Source organism: Kitasatospora sp. NPDC008115, from assembly GCF_042957205.1.
Classification (GTDB): Bacteria; Actinomycetota; Actinomycetes; order Streptomycetales; family Streptomycetaceae; genus Kitasatospora.
On sequence record NZ_JBIBHU010000042.1, the window covers coordinates 1 to 24,148 of the forward strand.

Below are 24,148 nucleotides of genomic sequence, written 5' to 3' on the forward strand. Positions count from 1 at the left end.
ATTGTGAATACGCGGGTTTATGTGTTGGATGATGCGCTTGTTCCGGTGCCGGTGGGTGTGACGGGTGAGTTGTATGTGTCGGGTGTGGGGTTGGCGCGGGGGTATTTGGGTCGTCAGGGTTTGACGGCGGAGCGTTTTGTGGCGTGTCCGTTCGAGTCCGGTGAGCGGATGTATCGGACGGGGGACCGGGTTTCCTGGGATGCGGAGGGGAATCTGGCGTTTGCGGGGCGTGTGGACGATCAGGTGAAGATCCGCGGGTTCCGGGTGGAGCTCGGTGAGATCGAGGCCGTTTTGGCGGCGCAGGCTGCTGTCTCCCAGGTGGCGGTGGTGGTGCGGGAGGACGTGCCGGGGGACAAGCGTCTGGTGGCGTACCTGGTCGCGGACGGCGAGGTCGATGTCGATGGTCTGCGTGCGGTGGCGGGGCAGCGGCTGCCGGGGTACATGGTGCCGTCGGCGTTCGTCGTTCTGGACGTGCTGCCGTTGACGGTGAACGGGAAGCTGGACCGCAAGGCGCTGCCGGCGCCGACGTATGAGACGGGTGGCGGGCGCGCCCCGGCGGATGCTCGTGAGGAGCTGGTCTGCCGGGCGTTCGCGGAGGTCCTGGGTCTGCCGGTGGTCGGTGTGGACGACGACTTCTTCGCCCTGGGCGGCCACTCCCTGCTGGTCGTCTCCCTGGTGGAGCGGCTCCGCGCCCACGGCATGTCCGTCCCCGTCCGCGCGCTGTTCGCGACCCCCACGCCCGCCGGGCTCGCCGCCGAAGCGGGCGCGGCCCGCATCGTGGTGCCGCCGAACCCGATCCCGGCCGGTGGCGTGGACGAGCTGACGCCGGAGCTGCTGCCGCTGGTCGACCTGACCGAGGCCGAGATCGCCCGTGTCGCGGCGGCCGTCCCCGGCGGTGCGGCGAACGTGGCGGACGTGTACCCGCTGGCGCCCCTCCAGGAGGGCATGTTCTTCCACCACCTGATGGCGGACCGCGAGGGCACCGACGTCTACGTCACGCCCACGCTCCTTGAGTTCGAGTCCCGCGAGCGGCTGGACGCCTTCCTCGATGCACTGCGCTGGGTGGTCGCCCGGCACGACGTCTACCGGACCGCCATCGTCTGGGACGGCCTGCGCGAGCCCGTCCAGGTCGTGCTCCGCGAGGCCGAACTGCCGGTCACCGAGGTCGAGCCGGACCCGTCCGGCGCGCCGGTGGGCGAGCAGCTGGAGGCCGCCGCCGGTTCCTGGATGGACCTCGACCGGGCACCGCTGATGAGCGCGCACGTCGCCGCCGATCCGGGTGCGGACCGCTGGCTGGCGCTGCTGCGCATCCACCACCTCGTCCAGGACCACACCGCCCTGGAGATCCTGCTGGACGAGATCCGGGCGTTCCTCGCCGGCCGGACGGCGGAGCTGCCGGAGCCGCTGCCGTTCCGCGAGTTTGTCGCCCAGGCCCGCCTCGGCGTCTCCCGCGAGGAGCACGAGCGCCACTTCGCCGCCCTGCTGGGCGACGTCGACGAGACCACCGCGCCGTACGGGATCCTCGACGTGCACGGCGACGGCACCCGGGTCGCCCAGGCCCACCTGCGGGTCGACGGGGACCTCGCGGACCGCGTCAAGGACGTGGCGCGGGCGAAGGGCGTCAGCCCGGCCACCCTCTTCCACCTGGCCTGGGCCCGGGTCCTCGGCATGCTGTCCGGCCGCGACGACGTGGTGTTCGGCACCGTCCTGTTCGGCCGGATGGACGCCGGCGCGGGCTCCGACCGGGTGCCCGGCCTGTTCATCAACACCCTGCCCGTGCGCGCCCGCCTGAACGGGCCGCTGGTCGGCGAGGCGCTGGAGTCCATGCGCGGCCAGCTCGCCGAGCTGCTGGTGCACGAGCACGCCCCGCTCGCGCTGGCCCAGCAGGTCAGCGGGCTGCCGGGCGGCAGCCCGCTGTTCACCTCGCTCTTCAACTACCGCTACAACCAGACCGTTCCGCGCGAGTCGGGCTCGGCGCTGAGCGGCATCCGGCTGCGCTCGGTGCGCGATGTGACCAACTACCCGCTGGTGGTGTCGGTCGACGTCGACGGCACCGGCTTCGCGACCACGGTGGACGCGGTCTCGCCCGCCGACCCGGCCCAGGTGGCCGGTCTGCTGCACACCTGCCTGGACGCGCTGGTCGGCGCCCTCCGGGAGGACACCGGCGCCCGCCTGGCGGCCCTGAACCTCCTGGAGCCGGCCGAGCGCCACCGGGTGGTGCGCGAGTGGAACGACACCGCCGCCGCGCTGCCCGAGCTGTCGCTGCCGGAGGCGTTCGCCGCGCAGGTGGCCCGTACGCCGGAGGCCGTCGCCCTGGTCGGTGGTGAACTGTCGCTCTCTTATCGTGAGTTGGACGAGCGGGTTGACCGGCTGGCGTCGGTGCTGGTGGAGCGCGGTGTCGGTGTGGAGTCGCCGGTTGCCGTGGTGATGGAGCGCTCGGCCGAGTTGGTGGTCGTGCTGCTGGCGGTGCTGAAGGCCGGTGGTGCGTTCGTGCCGGTGGATGTGGCGTGGCCGTCGGCGCGGGTGGAGGCCGTGCTCGCGGACGCCCGCCCGGTGTGCGTGGTGACGACGCGGGACCGGGTGTCGGAGCTTCCGGCCGGTGTCCCGGTGGTGCTCGCGGACGCGGTGCCGGACGGTGCGGTCAAGTCCATTGCGCCGCTTGCCGGTTCGATCGACCGGGCGGCGTACGTGATGTACACCTCCGGCTCGACCGGCGTCCCGAAGGGCGTTGTCACGACGCAGCGGGACCTCGTCGCGCTGGCGCTGGACCGCTGCTGGGGTGCGTCGGCGGACATGCGGGTGCTGTTCCACGCCCCGCACGCCTTCGACGCGTCGTCCTACGAGCTGTGGGTGCCGCTGCTCTCCGGCGGGACCGTCGTCGTGGCCGAGCCGGCCGCGCTGGACGCCGCCGCACTGGCCGCCCTCGTCGCCCGCCACGGGCTGACGCACGTCCATGTGACGGCCGGCCTGCTGCGGGCTCTCGCCGAGCAGGCCCCGGAGTGCTTCAAGGGCCTCCGCGAGGTCCTGACCGGCGGTGACGTCGTCCCGGCGGCGTCCGTGCGGCGCCTGCTGGAGCACAACGAAGGCCTCGTCGTCCGACACCTCTACGGCCCGACCGAGGTGACGCTCTGCGCCACCCAGCACGAGGTCCGCGCCGCCGTCGGCGAGGTGCTGCCGATCGGCCGTCCGCTGGACAACACCCGCGCCTACGTCCTCGACGACGCCCTCACCCCGGTGCCCGTCGGCGTGACCGGCGAACTGTACGTCGCCGGTGCCGGGTTGGCCCGCGGCTACGCCGACCGGCCCGCCCTCACGGCGGAGCGCTTCATCGCCGACCCGTTCGGCTCCGGCGAGCGCCTCTACCGCACCGGCGACCGGGCCCGCTGGACCGCCGACGGCCGGCTCGTCTTCGCCGGCCGGGCGGACGCCCAGCTGAAGATCCACGGCCTGCGCGTCGAGCCCGGCGAGATCGAGGCCGTCCTGCTCGGCCACCCCGAGGTCGCCCAGGCCGCCGTGCTGCTCCGCGAGGACACCCCGGACGACGGGCGCCTGGTCGCCTACCTCGTCGGCCCGGCCGGCGGCCCGGACGTGGACGCCGTCCGCGCGCACGCCGCCGACCACCTGCCCGCCGCCGTGGTCCCGTCCGCGTTCGTGACGCTGGACGCGCTGCCGCTGACCGTCAACGGCAAGCTCGACCGCGCCGCGCTGCCCGCCCCGGCGGACGGCGCGCCCGCCGACCGCCGCCCCGCCGACGCGCGCGAGGAGCTGCTCTGCGCCGAGTTCGCGAGCATCCTCGGCGTCGAGCAGGTCAAGCCGGAGGACAACTACTTCCTCCTCGGCGGCCACTCGCTGCTGGCCACTCGTCTGGTGAGCCGGCTGCGCACCGTCCTCGGCGTGGAGATGCCGATCCGGGCGCTGTTCGAGAACCCGACCCCGGCCGCCCTGGCCGGCTGGCTCGTCGAGGCCGAGGCCGAGGCGGCGCCGAGCCGCGCCGGTCTGGTCGCCCGGCCGCGCCCGGAGCGCGTTCCGCTCTCCTTCGCCCAGCAGCGCCTCTGGTTCCTCGGCCGGCTGGAGGGTCCGAGCGCCACCTACAACACGCCCATGGCGCTCCGCCTCTCGGGCGGGCTGGACCGCGACGCGCTGGCCGCCGCCCTGCGTGATGTGGTCGGCCGCCACGAGGTGCTGCGCACCGTCTTCCCGATGGCCGACGGCCGCCCGTTCCAGCGGGTGCTCTCCCTGGAGGAGTCCGGCTTCGCGCTGACGGTCGCCGAGGTGGCGGCGGAGCAGTTGGAGGCCGAGGTGGCCCGCGCGGCCGGCCACGCCTTCGACTTCGCCGTCGAGGTACCGGTCCGGGCCTGGCTGTTCACCGAGGCGCCGCAGGAGCACGTCCTCGTCCTGGTGGTGCACCACATCGCCACCGACGGCTGGTCGACGGGCACCCTCGCCCGTGACGTCGCCCACGCCTACACCGCCCGGACCAGGGGCGAGTCCCCGTCGTGGGCACCGCTGCCCGTCCAGTACGCGGACTACGCGCTCTGGCAGCGCGAACTGCTGGGCGAGGAGAGCGACCCGGGCAGCGTGCTGTCCCGGCAACTGGCCTACTGGCGGCGGACCCTGACCGGTGCGCCGGAGGAGCTGGAGCTGCCCGCCGACCGGCCGCGGCCCGCGGTCGCCGGCCACCGCGGCCACCTGGCGGAGTTCAACGTCCCGGCCGAGGTGCACGCGCGGCTGGTGGAGCTGGCGCAGGCCGAGGGCGTGACGCTGTTCATGGCCGTCCAGGCCGCGCTCGCCGTGCTGCTCTCCAAGCTCGGCGCGGGCACCGACGTCCCGATCGGCACCACCATCGCGGGGCGCACCGACCAGGCGCTGGACGAGCTGGTCGGCTTCTTCGTCAACACCCTGGTGATGCGCACCGACCTGTCCGGCGACCCGACCTTCGGTGAGCTGCTGGCCCGGGTGCGGGAGACCAGCCTGGGCGCCTTCGCCCACCAGGACGTGCCGTTCGAACGGCTGGTCGAGGAGCTGGCCCCCACCCGCTCCACGGCGCGCCACCCGCTGTTCCAGGTGATGCTGGCCCTCCAGAACAACGCCACGGCCTCCTTCGAGCTGCCCGGCGTGCGGGTCGGCGGTGTGCACGCCGCCGGTACCGCGGCCAAGTTCGACCTGGACGTGGACGTCCGCGAGGTGCTGGACGCCGAGGGTCGTCCGGCCGGGCTGCGCGGCGCGGTGATCGCTTCGGCGGACCTGTTCGACCCGCGGTCGGCGGAGCGGATCTCGCGGCTGCTGACCACGGTGCTCACGGTGCTGGCCGAGGACACCGGCCGGCGGCTGAGCACGGTGTCGCTGCTGGACGACGCCGAGCGGCGGACGGTGCTGACCGAGTGGAACGAGCCGCCGGTCGACGCCCCCGCCGCGACGATCCCCGAGCTGTTCGAGGCCCGGGCCGCCCGGACGCCGGACGCCGTCGCCCTCACCGGCGAGGGCGTGCGGCTGACGTACGCGGAACTCGACGCGCGGGCCGACCGCCTGGCGCGGCGCCTGGCCGGCGCGGGCGTGGGCCCCGAGTCGCTGGTAGGCGTGGCGATGGAGCGCTCCGTCGAGCTGGTGGTGGCCCTGCTGGCCGTGCTCAAGGCCGGCGGCGCCTACCTGCCGGTCGACCCGGACTACCCGGCCGAGCGGATCGCGTTCATCCTGGCGGACGCGGCCGCGTCCTGCGTGCTCACCACGACCGCCGGCGCCGCCGTGGTGCCGGACGGCGTGCCCGTCCTGCTGGTGGACGGCCCGCAGCAGGCCGAGGGCGAGGCCGAGGGGCCGGCCGAGCGCCCGGCCCCGGCGCTGACCCCGGCGCTGACCCCGGACCACCCCGCCTACGTGATCTACACCTCGGGCTCCACCGGCCGCCCCAAGGGCGTCGTGGTGCCGCACCGCAACGTGGCGGCGCTGCTCGCCGCGACCGGGGAGCGGTTCGGCTTCGACGAGCGGGACGTCTGGACCTGGTTCCACTCCTTCGCGTTCGACTTCTCGGTCTGGGAGATCTGGGCCGCCCTGCTGACCGGCGGGCGGGTGGTGGTCGTCCCGTTCGCGGTGTCACGCTCCCCGGAGGAGTTCCTGGAGCTGCTGGACCGCGAGCGGGTCACCGTCCTCAACCAGACCCCGTCGGCGTTCTACCAGCTGATGGCGGCCGAGGAGCGCCGGCCCGGGGCGGGCGCGGCGCTGCGGACCGTGGTGTTCGGCGGCGAGGCGCTCGACCCGGCCCGGCTGGCCGAGTGGTGGGCCCGCCGGCCGGAGGGCGGGCCGCGGCTGGTCAACATGTACGGGATCACCGAGACCACCGTGCACGTCACCTACCAGGCGCTGGACGCGGACGACTGCGCCGACGGCAGCGTGATCGGGCGCGGCGTCCCCGGCCTGCGGGTGTACGTCCTGGACGAGTGGCTGAACCCGGTGCCCGCCGGGGTGGCCGGTGAGATGTACGTGGCCGGTGAGCAGCTGGCGCGCGGCTACCTGGGCCGTCCGGGCCTGTCGGCGGAGCGCTTCGTCGCCAACCCGTTCGGGTCGGGCGGCGAGCGCGTGTACCGCACCGGCGACCGGGCCCGCTGGGACGCGCAGGGCCGGCTGGTCTTCGTGGGCCGCTCGGACGCGCAGGTGAAGATCCGCGGCTTCCGTGTGGAGCCGGGCGAGGTGGAGGCGGTCGTCGCCGGTCACCCGCAGGTGGCCCAGGCGGCCGTGGTGGTCCGCGAGGACACCCCGGGGGACAAGCGCCTGGTCGCGTACCTCGTCCCCGGCGAGGGCCTGGACGTGGACGCGGTGCGCCAGTACGCGGCCGGGCACCTGCCGCAGCACATGGTGCCGTCGGCGTTCGTGGTGCTGGAGGCGCTGCCGCTGACGGTGAACGGCAAGCTGGACCGCAAGGCCCTGCCGGCGCCCAGCTACGAGGCGGGCGCGGGCCGGGCTCCGGCGGACGCCCGCGAGGAGCTGATCTGCCAGGCGTTCGCCGAGGTCCTCGGCCTGCCGCTGGTCGGCGTGGACGACGACTTCTTCGCGCTCGGCGGCCACTCCCTGCTGGTGGTCTCCCTGGTGGAGTGGCTGCGCTCGCGCGGCGTCGGCGTCTCGGTGCGCGCGCTGTTCGCGACCCCGACCCCGGCGGGTCTGGCGGCCGTCGCGGGCCCGGCCGAGGTCGTGGTGCCCCCGAACGGCATTCCCGAGGGCGCCACCGCCCTGACCCCGGCGATGCTGCCGCTGGTCGACCTCACCGAGGACGAACTCGCCACGGTCGTCGCCGCCGTCCCGGGCGGCGCGGCGAACATCGCGGACGTCTACCCGCTGGCCCCCCTCCAGGAGGGCCTGTTCTTCCACCACCTGATGGCCGGCCAGGACGCCGGTGACGCCTATGTGCTGCCGATGGTGCTCGGCTTCGACGACCGGGAGCGCCTGGACGCGTTCCTGGACGGTCTGCGCTGGGTGACGGGCCGGCACGACGTCTACCGCACGGCGATCCTCTGGGAGGGCCTGCGCGAGCCCGTCCAGGTGGTCGCCCGGCACGCCGAACTGCCGGTCACCGAGGTCGTGTTGGACCCGTCCGGCGCCGAGCCCACCGAGCAGCTGCTGGCCGCCGCCGGTTCCCGGATCGCCCTGGACCGGGCGCCGCTGCTGAGCGTGCACACCGCGGCCGAGGCCGAGGGCGGGCGCTGGCTGGCCCTGGTGCGCATCCACCACCTGGTGCAGGACCACACGACGCTGGAGGTGCTGCTCGGCGAACTGCGGGCGTACCTGGCGGGCCGGACGGCGGAGCTGCCCGAGCCGCTGCCGTTCCGCGAGTTCGTCGCCCAGGCCCGCCTCGGCGTGCCGCGCGAGGAGCACGAGCGCTACTTCGCGGAGCTGCTCGGCGACGTCGACGAGACCACGGCCCCGTACGGGCTGACGGATGTGCACGGCGACGGCGCCGACGGCGTCCAGGCGCACCTGGCGGTGGACGAGGAGCTGTCCGGCCGGGTCCGGGAGGCCGCGCGCTCGCTGGGCGTCAGCCCGGCCACCGTGTTCCACCTGGCCTGGGCCCGAGTGCTGGCGGCCGTCTCGGGCCGTGACGACGTGGTGTTCGGCACCGTGCTGTTCGGCCGGATGAGCGCCGGCACCGGCGCCGACCGGGTGCCCGGCCTGTTCATCAACACCCTGCCGGTCCGGGTGCGGCTCGGCGACGGCACGGTGGCCGGGGCGCTGGAGTCGATGCGCGGCCAACTGGCCGAGCTGCTGGTGCACGAGCACGCCCCGCTCTCGCTCGCCCAGGCCGCCAGTGGCGTGCCGGGCGGCGGCCCGCTGTTCAGCTCGCTCTTCAACTTCCGGCACAACCAGGCCGCCCCCGCCTCCGGTGAGGGCATCCAGGGCATCCGGACGATGTTCTCCCGCGAGCACACCAACTACCCGCTGGACGTCGCCGTCGACGTCGACGGCCCCCGCTTCGTGATCTCGGTGGACGCGGTGGCGCCGGCCGACCCGGAGCGGGTCTGCCGGATGGTGCGGACCTGCCTGGAGGGCCTGGTCGAGGCCCTGGAACTGGCCCCGCAGACCCCGCTGGGAGCGGTCGGGGTGCTGGACGACGCCGAGCGCGCCCTGGTGGTGCGCGAGAGCGCCGACGCCGTGGTGCCGGAGCTGTCGGTGCCCGGGCAGGTCACGGCCCAGGCGGCCCGGACGCCCGACGCGGTGGCCGTGGTGTGCGACGGGACCGAGCTCTCCTACGCGGAGCTGGACGCGTGGTCGGACCGCCTGGCGGGCCGGCTGCGCGAGGCCGGGGTCGGCGCCGAGTCGGTGGTGGCGCTCTGCCTGCCGCGCGGTGTGGAACTGGTCGCCGCGGTGCTGGGCGTCTGGAAGGCCGGGGCGGCCTACGTCCCGCTCGACGCCGAGTACCCGGTGGAGCGGCTGGCCTTCGTCCTGGCCGACAGCGGCGCCCGCGTGCTGCTGGGCCACCGCGAGCTGGTGGCCGGCCTGAGCGCCGAGCGGGTGGTCCTCCTGGACGACCCGGCGGTGGCGGCCGGGATCGAGGCCGCGCCGCGCCTGGCACCGGCCCCGGTGCTGCCGGAGCAGCTGGCGTACGTCATCTACACCTCCGGTTCCACCGGCCGCCCCAAGGGCGTGGCCGGCACCCACGGCGCCCTCGCGGCCATGAACGCCGCGATCACCCCGGTGATGGCCGTCGGCCCGGACGTCCCGGTGCTCCAGTTCGCCTCGTTCAGCTTCGACGCCTCGGTGCTGGACCTCGCGGTCACCCTCACCTCCGGCGCCACCCTCGTGGTCGCCGCCCCCGAGGAGCGCACCGACGGCGAGCTGCTGACGCGGCTGGTCCGGGACCGCGCGGTGACCACCACCAGCGTGGTGCCCTCCCTGCTGGCGACGCTGGACCCGTCCGGCATGACCGGCGTCTCCACCGTGCTGGTGGGCGCCGAGCCGATCAGCGCCCGCCAGGTCGAGGAGTGGGCTCCCGGCCGCCGGCTGGTGAACACCTACGGCCCGACCGAGGCCACCGTCATGGTGACCACCGGCCTGATCGGGCCGGGCGGCGACGAGATCCCGATGGGCGCGCCCAACCCCGGCACCCGGGCCTTCGTCCTGGACGACGCGCTGCGGCCGGTCCCGGTGGGCGTGGCCGGCGAGCTGTACCTCGCCGGGGCCCAGCTGGCCCGCGGCTACCTGGGCCGTCCGGGCCTGTCGGCGGAGCGGTTCGTGGCGAACCCGCTCGGGTCGGCCGGCGAGCGCATGTACCGCACCGGCGACCGCGCCCGCTGGACGCTCGACGGGCAGCTCGTCTTCGCGGGGCGCGCGGACGCGCAGGTGAAGATCCGCGGCTTCCGCGTCGAACCCGGTGAGGTGGAGGCGGTCGTCGCCGGTCACCCGCGGGTCGCGCAGGCGGCCGTGGTGGTCCGCGAGGACACCCCCGGCGACAAGCGCCTCGTCGCCTACGTCGTCCCCGCCGACGGCCTGGACCTGGACGCCCTGCGCGCCCACGTCTCCGAGCGCCTGCCCGCCTACATGGTCCCCTCGGCGTTCATGCTCCTGGAGGCGCTGCCGCTGACCGTCAACGGCAAGCTGGACCGCAAGGCGCTGCCCGCGCCCGGCTACGAGGCCGGCGCGGGCCGGGGCTCGGCCACCGCCCAGGAGGAACTGCTCTGCGGCGTGTTCGCCGATGTCCTCGGCCACCCGGCCGTCGGCATGGACGACGACTTCTTCGTCCTCGGCGGCCACTCGCTGCTGGCGACCCGCCTGGTGAGCCGGCTGCGCACCGTCCTCGGCGTGGAGATGCCGATCCGGGCGCTGTTCGAGAACCCGACCCCGGCCGGCCTGGCCGGCTGGCTCGCCGAGGCCGAGGCCGCGCCCGGGCGCACCGCCCTGACCCCGCGCCCCCGCCCCGAGCGGGTGCCGCTCTCCTTCGCCCAGCAGCGCCTCTGGTTCCTCGGGCGGCTGGAGGGGCCGAGCGCCACCTACAACATCCCGGTCGCCCTGCGGATCGAGGGCGGGCTGGACCGGGCGGCGCTGGCCGCCGCCCTGCGGGACGTGGTCGGCCGGCACGAGGTGCTGCGCACCGTCTACCCGGCGGCCGACGGCCGCCCGTACCAGCGGGTGCTGCCCCCGGAGGAGTCCGGCTTCGAGCTGACCGTCGCCGAGGTGGCGGCGGAGGACCTGGCGGCCGAGGTGGCCCGCGCGGCCGGTTACGCCTTCGACTTCGCCGTCGAGGCGCCGGCCCGGGCCTGGCTGTTCGCGGTCTCGCCGCAGGAGCACGTCCTCGTCCTGGTGGTGCACCACATCGCCACCGACGGCTGGTCGATGGGCCCGCTGGCCCGCGACCTGACCACCGCCTACACCGCCCGGCTGGACGGCGAGGCCCCGCAGTGGGCGCCGCTGCCCGTCCAGTACGCGGACTACGCGCTCTGGCAGCGCGAACTGCTCGGCTCCGAGGACGACCCGGAGAGCCTGATCGCACGCCAGGCCGGCCACTGGCGCCGGGCCCTCGCCGGAGCGCCGGAGGAACTGGTGCTCCCCGCCGACCACGCGCGGCCGGCCGTCGCCTCGCACCGCGGCCACGTCGTGCCGCTGGAGATCCCGGCGGACCTGCACCGCGCGCTCCAGGAGATGGCCCGCCGGCGCGGATTGACGCTGTTCATGACCGTCCAGGCCGCGCTCGCCGTCCTGCTCTCCAGGCTCGGCGCGGGCACCGACATCCCGATCGGCACCACCATCGCCGGGCGCACCGACCAGGCCGTGGAGGACCTCGTCGGGTTCTTCGTCAACACCCTGGTGATGCGCACCGACCTGTCCGGTGACCCGACCCTGGCCGAGGTCCTGGACCGGGTCCGCCGCAGCGGCCTGGAGGCCTACGCCCACCAGGACGTGCCGTTCGAGCGGCTGGTCGAGGAGCTCTCCCCGGCCCGCTCGCTGGCCCGGCACCCGCTGTTCCAGGTCATGCTGACGGTGCACAACACCGCCCCGGCGGGCGACACCCGGCCGCTCGGGCTGCCCGGGCTGCGCACCGCCCCGCTGGCCGCCGGCGGCACGGCCGCCAAGTTCGACCTCGACGTGAGCCTCGGCGAGACCTTCGACGGCCACGGCGCCCCGGCCGGGCTGCTGGGCTCGATCGTCGCCGCCTCGGACCTCTTCGACCCGGCCACCACCCGGCGGATCGCGGACGCCCTGGTGCGGGTGCTGCGCGCCGTCGTCACCGAGCAGTCCCTGCCGGTCGGCCAGGTGGACGTGCTGGGCGCCGAGGAGCGCCGGCTGCTCCTGGAGGAGTGGAACGACACCGCCGCCGCCGCCCCCGGGCCGCTGCTGCCCGCCCTGATCGAGGCCCGGGCCGCGCTGACGCCCGACGCCGTGGCGGTGCTGGGCGACGGGAGCGAACTGTCGTACGCCGAGCTGAACGCCCGGGCCAACCGCCTGGCGCGTCTGCTGACGGCCCGCGGGGCCGGCCCGGAGTCGCTGGTCGCGGTCTGCCTCGACCGCTCCACCGAGTTGCCGGTCGCCCTGCTGGCCGTCCTCAAGACGGGCGCCGCCTACCTGCCGCTCGACCCGGGCTACCCGGCCGAGCGCATCGGCTACATGCTGGACGACGCCCGCCCCGCCCTGGTGCTGACCGTCGCCCCGGTGCTCGCCCGGACGGCCGGCCTGCCGGCCGGGGGCCCGGCCGTCCTGGTGCTGGACGACGCCGGCACCGCCGCCGAACTGGCGGCGGCCGACGGCGCCGACCTGGCCGGGGCCGAGCGCCACGGCCCGCTGCTGCCCGCGCACCCCGCCTACGTCATCTACACCTCCGGCTCCACCGGGCGCCCCAAGGGCGTCGTGGTGCCGCACGGCGGCGTGGCGAACTTCCTGGCCGCGATGGACCGCAGGACCGGTTTCGGTCCCGCGGACCGCCTGCTCGCGGTCACCACCGTGGCCTTCGACATCCACGTCCTGGAGCTGTACCTGCCGCTGGTGGCCGGAGCCGCCGTGGTGATCGCCGGGGACGCCGTGACCCGTGACCCGGGCGCGGTGGCCGAGCTGGTCACGCGCCACGGCGTGACGGCCGTGCAGGCCACCCCGGCGCTCTGGCAGGGGCTGCTGCGCGAGCACACCGACGCCGTCCGCGGCCTGCGCATGCTGGTCGGCGGCGAGGCGCTCCCCGCGGTGCTCGCCGCCCGGATGACGGCGGCCGGCGCCTCGGTGACCAACCTCTACGGGCCGACCGAGGCGACCGTCTGGGCCGCCGTGGCCGACCTGGACCGCGAGCGCACCGGCCCGGTGCCGATCGGCCGCCCGCTGGACAACACCCGGGCGTTGGTCCTGGACGAGGGGCTGCGCCCGGTGCCGATCGGCGTCGCGGGAGAGCTGTACCTGGCCGGCGCCCAGCTGGCCCGCGGCTACCAGGGCCGTCCTGACCTCACCGCGGAGCGCTTCGTCGCCGACCCCTTCGGGCACGGCGAGCGCCTGTACCGCACCGGCGACGTGGTGCGCCGGCGGGCAGACGGCGACCTGGAGTTCCTCGGCCGCGCCGACGACCAGGTGAAGCTGCGCGGCTTCCGGATCGAGCTCGGCGAGGTGGAGGCCGTCCTGGCCGCCCGCGCCGAGGTCGCCCAGGCGGCCGCGGTGGTCCGCGAGGACGTGCCCGGGGACAAGCGCCTGGTGGCCTACCTGGTCCCCGCCGGGGACCTGGACGTCGACGCGCTGCGCGCCGCCGCCGCGCAGCGGCTGCCCGCCTACATGGTGCCCTCGGCCTTCGTCGTCCTGGAGGCGCTGCCGCTGACCGCCAACGGCAAGCTGGACCGCAAGGCGCTGCCGGCGCCCAGCTACGAGGCGGGTGCGGGCCGGGCTCCGGCGGATGCCCGCGAGGAGCTGATCTGCCAGGCCTTCGCCGAGGTCCTCGGCCTGCCGCTGGTCGGCGTGGAGGACGACTTCTTCGCCCTCGGCGGCCACTCCCTGCTGGCGGTCGCGCTGGTCGACCGGCTGCGCGAGTACGGCGTGCCGGTGTCCGTGCGGGCGCTGTTCACCACGGCCACCCCGGTCGGCCTGGCCGCCGCCGCGGGAACGGGTTCCGTCCTGGTCCCGGCCAACCCGATCCCCGCCGGGGGCGCGGCCGAACTGACCCCGGCGATGCTGCCGCTGGTCGACCTGACGGAGGACGAACTGGCCGCCGTCGTCGCCGCCGTCCCCGGCGGAGCGGCGAACATCGCGGACGTCTACCCGCTGGCCCCCCTCCAGGAGGGCCTGTTCTTCCACCACCTGATGGCGGACCGGGAGGGCGGCGACGCCTATGTGCTGCCGAACCTCCTCGGGTTCGACGACCGGGCGCGGCTCGACGGGTTCCTCGACGCGCTGCGCTGGGCGGTGGCCCGGCACGACGTCTACCGGACCGCGATCGTGGGGGACGGTCTGCGCGAGCCCGTGCAGGTCGTCCTGCGAGCGGCCGAACTGCCGGTCACCGAGGTCGTGTTGGACCCGGCCGGCCCGTCGGCGGGCGAGCAGCTGGAGGCCGCCGCCGGCGCCTGGCTGCCGCTGGACCGGGCGCCGCTGCTGAGCGTCCACATCGCGGCCGAGCCCGGCGGCGACCGCTGGTCGGCCCTGCTGCGGATCCACCACCTGGTCCAGGACCACACCGCCCTGGAGGTGCTGCTCGACGAGCTGCGGGCGTTCCTGTCCGGGCGCGCCGACGAGCTGCCCGACCCGCTGCCGTTCCGCGAGTTCGTCGCCCAGGCCCGCCTCGGCGTCTCCCGCGAGGAGCACGAGCGCCACTTCGCCGCCCTGCTCGCCGGCGTCGAGGACACCACCGCGCCGTACGGGCTGCTCGACGTCCACGGCGACGGTGCGAGTGTCGAGCAGGCACGGCTCTGGGCGGACGACGCCCTCGCCGCGCGGCTGCGCGAGGTGGCGCGGACGCTGGGCGTCAGCCCGGCCACCGTCTTCCACCTGGCGTGGGCGAGGGTGCTCGGCGCCGTCTCCGGCCGCCAGGACGTGGTGTTCGGCACCGTGCTGCTCGGCCGGATGAGCGCCGGCAGCGGTGCGGGCCGGGTGATGGGCCCCTTCCTCAACACCCTGCCGGTCCGGGTGGACCTCGCCGGGCAGGCGGTCGGCGAGGCCGTCGACGGCCTGCGGCGCCAGCTCGCCGAACTGCTGGCGCACGAGCACGCCCCGCTCGCGCTCGCCCAGCAGGCCGCCGGCCTGCCGGGCGGCACCCCGCTGTTCACCTCGATCCTCAACTACCGGCACAGCGGCCCCGCCGGCCCGCGCACCGAGGACGCACGCACCGAGGACGCACCCGCCGAGGACGCGTTCGGCGGCATCCGCCGGGTGATGTCCCGCGAGCGGACCAACTACCCGGTGACGGTGTCCGTCGACGACTTCGGCGACCGCTTCCTGATCACCGCCGACGTCTCGGCGCCGGCCGACCCCGGCCGGCTCGGCGACCTGCTGCACACCGCGCTGGAAGGCCTGGTCACCGCCCTGGAGCGGAACCCCGGCAGCCGGCTCACCGCGGTGGACGTGCTCGCTCCGGCCGAACGCCGGGCCCTGCTGACGGACCGCAACCGGACCGGTCGCGGCCTCGCGCCGGCCACCCTGCCGGAGCTCTTCGCCGCCCAGGCCGCCCGCACCCCGGACGCGCCCGCGCTGGCCGGCGCCGGCACCACGCTCGGCTACGCCGAACTGGACACCCGGGCCAACCGGCTGGCCCGGCTGCTCATCGGCCGGGGCATCGGCCCGGAGTCGGTGGTCGCGGTGCTGATGGACCGCTCCCCGGAGCTGGTCGTCACCCTGCTGGCCGTCACCAAGGCCGGCGGCGCCTACCTGCCGCTGGATCCGGCCCACCCCGCCGAGCGGCTCGCCCTGATGCTCGACGACGCCCGGCCGGTCCACCTGCTGACCTCGGCCGCGCACACCGCCGCCGTCCCGACGGCGGCGGGCCTGCCGGTGACCGTGCTGGACGCACCCGACACCGCCGCCGAACTGGCCGGCCACGACGGGCGGCCCGTCACCGACGCCGAGCGCACCGCCCGGCTGCGCCCGGCCCACCCGGCGTACGTCGTCTACACCTCCGGCTCGACCGGGCGCCCGAAGGGCACCGTGGTCCCGCACCGGGCCGTCGACCGCCTGGTCCGCGAGGCCGGCTTCCTCGACCTCGGCACCGAGGACGTGGTCGCCCAGCTCGCCTCCGTCTCCTTCGACGCGGCGACCCTGGAGATCTGGGGGGCCCTGCTGAACGGCGCCACCCTGGCCGTCGCCCCGGCCGGCCCGCTGCCGGTCGCCGAGCTGAGCCGCTTCCTCACCGGGCACCGGGTCACCGTGCTCTGGCTGACCGCCGGCCTCTTCCACGAGGTCGTGGACACCGACCTCGACGCGCTCGCGGGCCTGCGGGTGCTGCTGGCCGGTGGCGACGTGCTCTCCCCGGCGCACTGCCGGGCCGTCCTGGAGCGGCTGCCCTCGGTCCGCCTGCTCAACGGGTACGGACCCACCGAGAACACCACCTTCACCACCGTGCACGCCGTCACGGCCGCCGACCTGGCGGACGGCGGCAGCGTGCCGATCGGCGCCCCGATCGCGGAGACCCGGGTGTACGTCCTCGACGACGCGCTCGCCCCGGTGCCCGTCGGCGCCGTCGGCGAGCTGTACACGGCGGGCGCGGGCCTGGCCCGCGGGTACGCCGGGCGCGCCGCGCTGACGGCGGAACGCTTCGTCGCCGACCCGTTCGGCTCCGGCGAGCGGCTGTACCGCACGGGCGACCGCGTCCGCTGGACCGCCGACGGGCAGCTCGTCTTCGCCGGGCGTGCGGACGCCCAGGTGAAGATCCGCGGCTTCCGCGTGGAGCCGGGCGAGGTGGAGGCCGTCCTGGCCGCCCGCGCCGAGGTCGCCCAGGCGGCCGTGGTGGTGCGCGAGGACGTGCCGGGGGACAAGCGCCTGGTGGCGTACCTGGTCCCCGGCGAAGGCCTGGACGTGGACGCCGTCCGCGCCCACGTCTCCGAGCGCCTGCCCGCCTACCTGGTCCCGTCCGCGTTCGTGCTGCTGGACGCGCTGCCGCTGACCGTCAACGGCAAGCTCGACCGGCGCGCGCTGCCGGCGCCCGAGTACGTCACGGGCGCGGGCCGCGCCCCGGCGAACGCGCGTGAGGAGCTGCTCTGCCGGGCCTTCGCCGAGGTGCTGGGCCTGCCGCTGGTCGGTGTCGACGACGACTTCTTCGCGCTGGGCGGCCACTCCCTGCTGGCCACGCGCCTGGTGAGCCGGGTGCGGTCGGTGCTCGGGGCGGAGCTGTCCATCCGGGCACTGTTCGACGCCCCGACGCCCGCCGGGGTCGCAGCGCACCTGCTGAAGGCCGACCCGGGCCGGGCCGGCCTCGTCGCCCGGCCGCGCCCGGAGCGGGTTCCGCTCTCCTTCGCCCAGCAGCGCCTCTGGTTCCTCGGCCGGCTGGAGGGTCCCAGCGCCACCTACAACACGCCCGTGGCGCTCCGCCTCTCGGGCGGGCTGGACCGGGAGGCGCTGGCTGCCGCGCTGCGTGACGTGGTCGGCCGGCACGAGGTGCTGCGCACCGTGTTCCCGATGGCCGACGGCCGTCCGTTCCAGCGGGTGCTGTCCCTGGAGGAGTCCGGCGTCGCGCTGACGGTCGCCGAGGTGGCGCCCGGGCAGTTGGAGGCCGAGGTGGCCGGCGCGGCGGGTCACGCCTTCGACCTCGAAGCCGAAGCCCCCATCCGTGCCCGGCTGTTCGCCGTGTCGCCGCAGGAGCACGTGCTGGTCCTGGTGGTGCACCACATCGCCACCGACGGCTGGTCGATGGGCCCGCTGGCCCGGGACCTGTCCGCCGCCTACACGGCCCGGTGCGAGGGCCGGGCGCCGGAGTGGACCGCGCTGCCGGTGCAGTACGCGGACTACGCGCTGTGGCAGCGCGAGCTGCTGGGCTCGGAGGACGACCGCGAGAGCCTGGTCGCGCGCCAGGTGGAGTACTGGCGGGCGAGCCTGGAGGACGCGCCGGAGGAGCTGGCGCTGCCGCTCGACCACGCGCGTCCGGCGGTCGCCTCGCACCGCGGCCACGTCGTCCCGCTGGAGATCCCGGCGGACGTCCACCGGGGCCTCCAGGAGACCGCCCGGCAGCGCGGACTGACGCTGTTCATGACCGTCCAGACCGCGCTCGCCGTCCTGCTCTCCAAGCTCGGCGCGGGCAGCGACATCCCGATCGGCACGGCCGTCGCGGGCCGTACCGACCAGGCGTTGGACGAGCTCGTCGGCTTCTTCGTGAACACGCTGGTGCTGCGTACCGACCTGTCCGGGAACCCGACGCTGGCCGACCTGCTCGGCCGCGTCCGGGAGACCAGCCTGGAGGCCTTCGCCCACCAGGACGTGCCGTTCGAGCGCCTGGTGGAGGAGCTGGCCCCGGCCCGCTCGCTGGCCCGGCACCCGCTGTTCCAGGTCATGCTCACCGTGCAGAACACCGCCTCGGCCACCGACGCGCCGACCGGAGGCATGCCCGGACTGCACGCCGCCCCGCTGACGGCGGGCGGCATGGCGGCCAAGTTCGACCTCGACGTGACGCTCGGCGAGACCTTCGACGGCCAGGGCGCCCCGGCCGGCCTCAGCGGCTCGCTGACCGTGGCGGCGGACCTCTTCGACCGGGCGACGGCGGAGCGGTTCGTGGAGCGTCTGGTGCTGGTCATGCGGTCGATCACCGAGACCCCCGACGCCCCGGTGTCGGCGGTGGAGGTGCTGGACGCGGCGGAGCGCGCGCTGGTGGTGGGGGAGTGGAACGACACGGCTGCCGCGCTGCCCGAGCTGTCGGTGTCGGAGGTGTTCGCGGCGCAGGTCGCGCGCACGCCGGAGGCCGTGGCGCTGGTGGGTGGTGAACTGTCGCTCTCTTATCGTGAGTTGGACGAGCGGGTTGACCGGCTGGCGTCGGTGCTGGTGGAGCGCGGTGTCGGTGTGGAGTCGCCGGTTGCCGTGGTGATGGAGCGCTCGGCCGAGTTGGTGGTCGTGCTGCTGGCGGTGCTGAAGGCCGGTGGTGCGTTCGTGCCGGTGGATGTGGCGTGGCCGTCGGCGCGGGTGGAAGCGGTCCTCGCGGACGCTGCTCCGGTGTGCGTCGTCACCACGCGGGACCGGGTGTCGGAGCTTCCGGCCGGTGTGCCGGTGGTGCTCGCGGACGCGGTTCCGGGCGGTGCGGTCAAGTCCATTGCGCCGCTTGCCGGTTCGATCGACCGGGCGGCGTACGTGATGTACACCTCCGGTTCGACCGGCGTCCCGAAGGGTGTCGTGACCACGCAGCGGGACCTTGTCGCGCTGGCGCTGGACGGGTGCTGGGGTGCGTCGGCGGACATGCGGGTGCTGTTCCACGCTCCGCACGCCTTCGATGCTTCGTCCTACGAGTTGTGGGTGCCGCTGCTGTCCGGCGGGACCGTCGTCGTGGCTGAGCCGGTGGCGATGGACGCCGCCGTGCTGCGGGAGTCGGTCGCCCGGCACGGGCTGACCCACGTCCACGTGACGGCCGGCCTGCTGCGTGTCCTGGCTGATCAGGACCCGGAGTGCTTCAAGGGTGTCCGCGAGGTCCTGACGGGCGGCGATGTCGTCCCGGCGGCGTCCGTGCGGCGCCTGCTGGAGCACAACGAAGGCCTGGTCGTCCGGCACCTGTACGGGCCGACCGAGGTGACGCTCTGCGCGACCCAGCACGAGGTCCGCGACGCTGTCGGCGACGTGCTGCCGATCGGCCGCCCGCTGGACAACACCCGTGCCTACGTCCTGGACGACGCGCTCGCCCCGGTCCCGGTCGGCGTGACCGGCGAACTGTACGTCGCCGGTGTCGGGTTGGCGCGTGGCTACGCCCACCAGGCCGTCCTGACGGCGGAACGTTTCATCGCCGATCCCTTCGGTTCGGGTGAGCGGCTGTACCGCACCGGCGACCGTGTCCGCTGGACCGCCGACGGGCAACTCGTCTTCGCAGGCCGCGCCGATGCGCAGGTGAAGATCCGCGGCTTCCGCGTCGAACCGGGCGAGGTGGAGGCGGTCGTCGCCGGTCACCCGCGGGTCGCGCAGGCGGCCGTGGTGGTCCGCGAGGACACCCCCGGCGACAAGCGCCTCGTCGCCTACGTCGTCCCCGCCGACGGCCTGGACCTGGACGCCCTGCGCGCCCACGTCTCCGAGCGCCTGCCCGCCTACATGGTCCCGTCCGCGTTCCTCCTCCTGGAGACGCTGCCGCTGACCGTCAACGGCAAGCTGGACCGCAAGGCCCTGCCCGCGCCCAGCTACGAGGCCGGCACCGGCCGCGCCCCGGCGGACGCCCGCGAGGAGCTGATCTGCCAGGCCTTCGCCGAGGTCCTCGGCCTGCCGCTGGTCGGCGTGGACGACGACTTCTTCGCCCTCGGCGGCCACTCCCTGCTCGCCGTCTCCCTGGTGGAACGCCTGCGCTCGCGCAACGTCGGCGTCTCGGTGCGCGCGCTGTTCGCCACCCCGACCCCCGCCGGCCTGGCGGCGGTCGCGGGAACGGCGCAGGTCGTCGTGCCCCCGAACGCCATCCCGGAGGGCGCCACCGCCCTGACCCCGGCGATGCTCCCGCTGGTCGACCTCACCGATGACGAGTTGGCCACCGTCGTCGCCGCCGTCCCCGGTGGCGCGGCGAACATCGCCGACGTCTACCCGCTCGCCCCCCTCCAGGAAGGCCTGTTCTTCCACCACCTGATAGCCGACCGGGACAGCGGCGACTTCTACGTGCTGCCGACCGTCCTGGACTTCGACGACCGGGCCCGGCTGGACGAGTTCCTGGACGCGCTGCGCTGGGTGGTCGCCCGGCACGACGTCTACCGCACGGCGATCCTCTGGGAGGGCCTGCGCGAGCCCGTGCAGGTCGTCCTCCGTGAGGCCGAACTGCCCATCACCGAAATCGAGTTGGACGGTTCGGAGGGTCACCTCCCGGACCGGCTGATGGCCGCGGCCGGCGGCTGGCTGGAGCTGGACCGGGCGCCGCTGCTGAGCGCCCATGTCGCGGCCGAGCCGGGCACGGGCCGGTGGCTGGCGCTGCTGCGCATCCACCACCTCGTCCAGGACCACACGGCCCTGGAGATCCTGATGGACGAGCTGCGGGCGTTCCTCTCCGGCCGCGCCGACGAGCTGCCCGACCCGCTGCCGTTCCGCGAGTTCGTCGCCCAGGCCCGCCTCGGCGTGCCGCGCGAGGAGCACGAGCGCCACTTCGCCGAGCTGCTCGGCGACGTCGACGAGACCACCGCCCCGTACGGGCTGATGGACGTGCACGGCGACGGGACGGCGGGGGCGCGGGCGCACCTGCCGGTGGACGACGCGCTCTCGGCGCGGGTCACCGAGGCGGCGCGCGCCCAGGGGGTCAGTCCCGCCACGCTGTTCCACCTGGTGTGGGCGCGGGTGCTGGGGGCGCTGTCCGGCCGCGACGACGTCGTCTTCGGCACGATCCTGTTCGGCCGGATGAACGCCGGTACGGGCGCGGACCGGGTTCTCGGCCCGTTCATCAACACGCTGCCGGTCCGGGTCCGCCTGGACGACGGCACCGTGGGCGAGGCGCTGGCCGGGCTGCGCGAGCAGCTGGCCGACCTGATGGTGCACGAGCACGCCCCGCTCACCCTGGCCCAGGCGGCCAGCGGTGTGCCCGGCGGCAGCCCGCTGTTCACCTCGCTCTTCAACTACCGGCACAACCAGGCGGCCCCCGCCCCGTCGCCGTCCCAGTCCCAGTCCCCGTCGTCCGAGGACGGCCCGGCGGCACCGGCGGCGGCCATGACGGGAGTCAGGACGGTCTTCCGCCGCGAGCACACCAACTTCCCGCTGGACATCGCCATCGACTCCGACGGCGCGCGGTTCGGGATCTCGGTGGACGCGGTGGCGCCGGCCGACCCGGAGCGGGTCTGCCGGATGGTGCGGGCCTGCCTGGAGGGCCTGGTCGAGGCCCTGGAGCTGGCCCCGCAGACCCCGCTGGGCGCGGTCGGGGTGCTGGACGCGGCCGAGCGCGCCCTGGTGGTGCGCGACAGTGCCGACGCCGCGGTGCCGGAGCTGTCGGTACCCGAGCTGTTCGCGGCCCAGGCAGCCCGGACGCCCGACGCGCCCGCGGTGGTCTGCGACGGGACCGAGCTCTCCTACGCGGAGCTGGACGCGTGGTCGGACCGCCTGGCCGGCTGGTTGCGGGAGAGCGGCGTCGGCCCGGAGTCGGTCGTCGGGCTCTGCCTGCCGCGCGGTGTGGAGATGGTCGCCGCCGTGCTGGGCGTCTGGAAGGCCGGGGCGGCCTACGTCCCGCTCGACCCGGAGTACCCGGTGGAGCGGCTGGAGTTCGTGCTGGCCGACAGCGGCGCCCGCCTGGTGCTGGGCCACCGCGAGCTGGTGGCCGGTCTGAACGCCGAGCGGGTGGTCCACCTGGACGACCCGGCGGTGGCGGCCGGGATCGAGGCCGCGCCGCGCCTGGCGCCGGCCCCGGTGCTGCCGGGGCAGCTGGCCTACGTCATCTACACCTCCGGCTCCACCGGCCGCCCCAAGGGCGTCGCCCTCACCCACGACGGCCTCACCGGCCTGATCGCGGCGATGACCCCGGTGGCGGCCACCGGCCCCGGCCAACGGGTGATGCAGTTCACCGCCTTCAGCTTCGACGCCTCGGTGCTGGACATGGCGGTGACGCTGACCTCGGGCGCCGCCCTGGTGGTGGCCACCGCGGAGCAGCGCACCGACCCCGCCCGGCTGACGCGGATGATGCGCGAGCAGGAGGTGACCACGACCATCGTCGTCCCGACGCTGCTGTCCGCGCTGGACCCGGCGGAGCTGACCGGGCTGTCCAACCTGCTGGTCGGTGCCGAGCCGATCAGCGCCCGGCAGGTCGAGGACTGGGCGCCGGGCCGCCGGCTGGTGAACACCTACGGCCCGACCGAGGCCACCGTCATGGTGACCACCGGCCCGATCGGTCCCGACGGCGGGGACATCCCGATGGGCGCCCCCAACCCGGGCACCCGCGCCTTCGTCCTGGACGACGCGCTGCGCCCGGTCCCGGTGGGCGTGGCCGGCGAGCTGTACCTCGCGGGGGCGCAGCTGGCCCGCGGCTACGTGGGCCGGGCGGACCTGACGGCGGAGCGCTTCGTCGCCGACCCGTTCGGCTCCGGCGGGCGGATGTACCGCACCGGCGACCGTGTCCGCTGGACCGCCGACGGGCAGCTCGTCTTCGCGGGCCGCGCGGACGCCCAGGTCAAGATCCGCGGCTTCCGCGTGGAGCCGGGCGAGGTGGAGGCGGTGATCGCCGGTCACCCGCAGGTCGCCCAGGCCGCCGTGGTGGTCCGCGAGGACACCCCGGGGGACAAGCGCCTGGTGGCCTACCTCGTCCCCGGCGACGGCGGCCCGACCGTCGCCGAGGTCCGCGCCCACGCCGCCGAGCGGCTCCCGGCGTACATGGTCCCGTCCGCGTTCGTGCTGCTGGACGTGCTGCCGCTGACCGTGAACGGCAAGCTCGACCGGCGGGCGCTGCCGGCGCCGGAGTACGCCACCGGCACGGACCGCGCGGCCCGCGGGTCGGTGGGCGTGCTGGAGGAGCTGATGTGCGAGGCCTTCGCCGAGGTGCTGGGCCTGGCCACGGTCGGTGTGCACGACGACTTCTTCGCCCTGGGCGGCCACTCGCTGCTGGTGGTCGCGCTGGTGGAGAAGCTGCGCTCGCGCGGCGTCTCGGTCGCGGTCCGGGACGTGATGGGCAGCCCGACGGTGTCCGGACTGATGAACACCCTCAGCCTGTCGTCGGTCCAGGACTCGCTGGGTACGCTGTTCCCGATCCGGACCGGCGGTGAGCGTCCGCCGATCTTCTGCGTGCACCCCGGCGGCGGCCTGAGCTGGTGCTATCTGCCGCTGGCCCGGTACCTGCCCGAGGAGTACCCGCTGTACGGCCTCCAGGCCCGCGGCCTGGACGGGGTGACGCCGCTGGCGTCCTCGGTCCGGGAGATGGCGGCGGACTACATCGCGCAGATGCGCGCGGTGCAGCCCACCGGCCCGTACCACCTGCTGGGCTTCTCCTTCGGCGGCGTGCCGGCGCACGAGATCGCCGTCCAGCTCCAGGAGGAGGGCGAGGAGGTGGGGTCGCTGATCCTGCTGGACGCCTACCCGCCGGAGCCGGGTCCCGAGGAGGAGCTCGACGAGGCGGAGGCCGAGGCGGCGGCGCAGGCCGGGCCGGGACTCTGGGCGGAGATCATCAAGGCCGAGTTCGGGCACGTGCTCAGCGGGTTCTCGGACGAGGAGATCGCGATCCTCACCAGGCTGTTCCAGAACAACCTGGACATCCGGGACGAGCACGCGCTCGGCCGGTTCGAGGGTGACGCGCTGCTGGTCGTCGCGACCGAGGGCAAGCCCGAGGGCGTCTCCAACTCCGCGCGCTGGGAGGGCTACGTGTCCGGGGAGGTCGCCGAGGCGCCCGTCCCGTCCGCGCACTCCGCGCTGGTCGCACCGGACACCCTGCGCCTGGTCGCGGAGGCCATGGTGGCCTGGCTGAACGCCCGGGGCCACTGAGCGCCGCCCGGCCGCGGCCGGGCGCGGGAGATCCCGGCGGCCCTTCCCGTACCCCCCTCGGGAAGGGCCGCCGGTGTTCCGCCGGGCACGCTTGCCGGGCCGCCGCGGAATTCCCTACCGTGAATGACCGTCACATTTCCCGCCGTTCGGCCCTCCGGACGGCTCCACAGATTCCCGA

Annotated in this window: 1 protein-coding gene; it reads left to right on the top strand. The window is 75.2% G+C overall.

The window, feature by feature from the left end; translation table 11 throughout:
* Positions 1–3: 3 nt before the first annotated feature.
* On the top strand, positions 4–23,970 hold the full coding sequence (locus ACFZBX_RS34640) for a non-ribosomal peptide synthase/polyketide synthase (protein ID WP_391537780.1): 23,967 nt from the start codon (positions 4–6) through the stop codon (positions 23,968–23,970).
* Positions 23,971–24,148 lie beyond the last annotated feature (178 nt).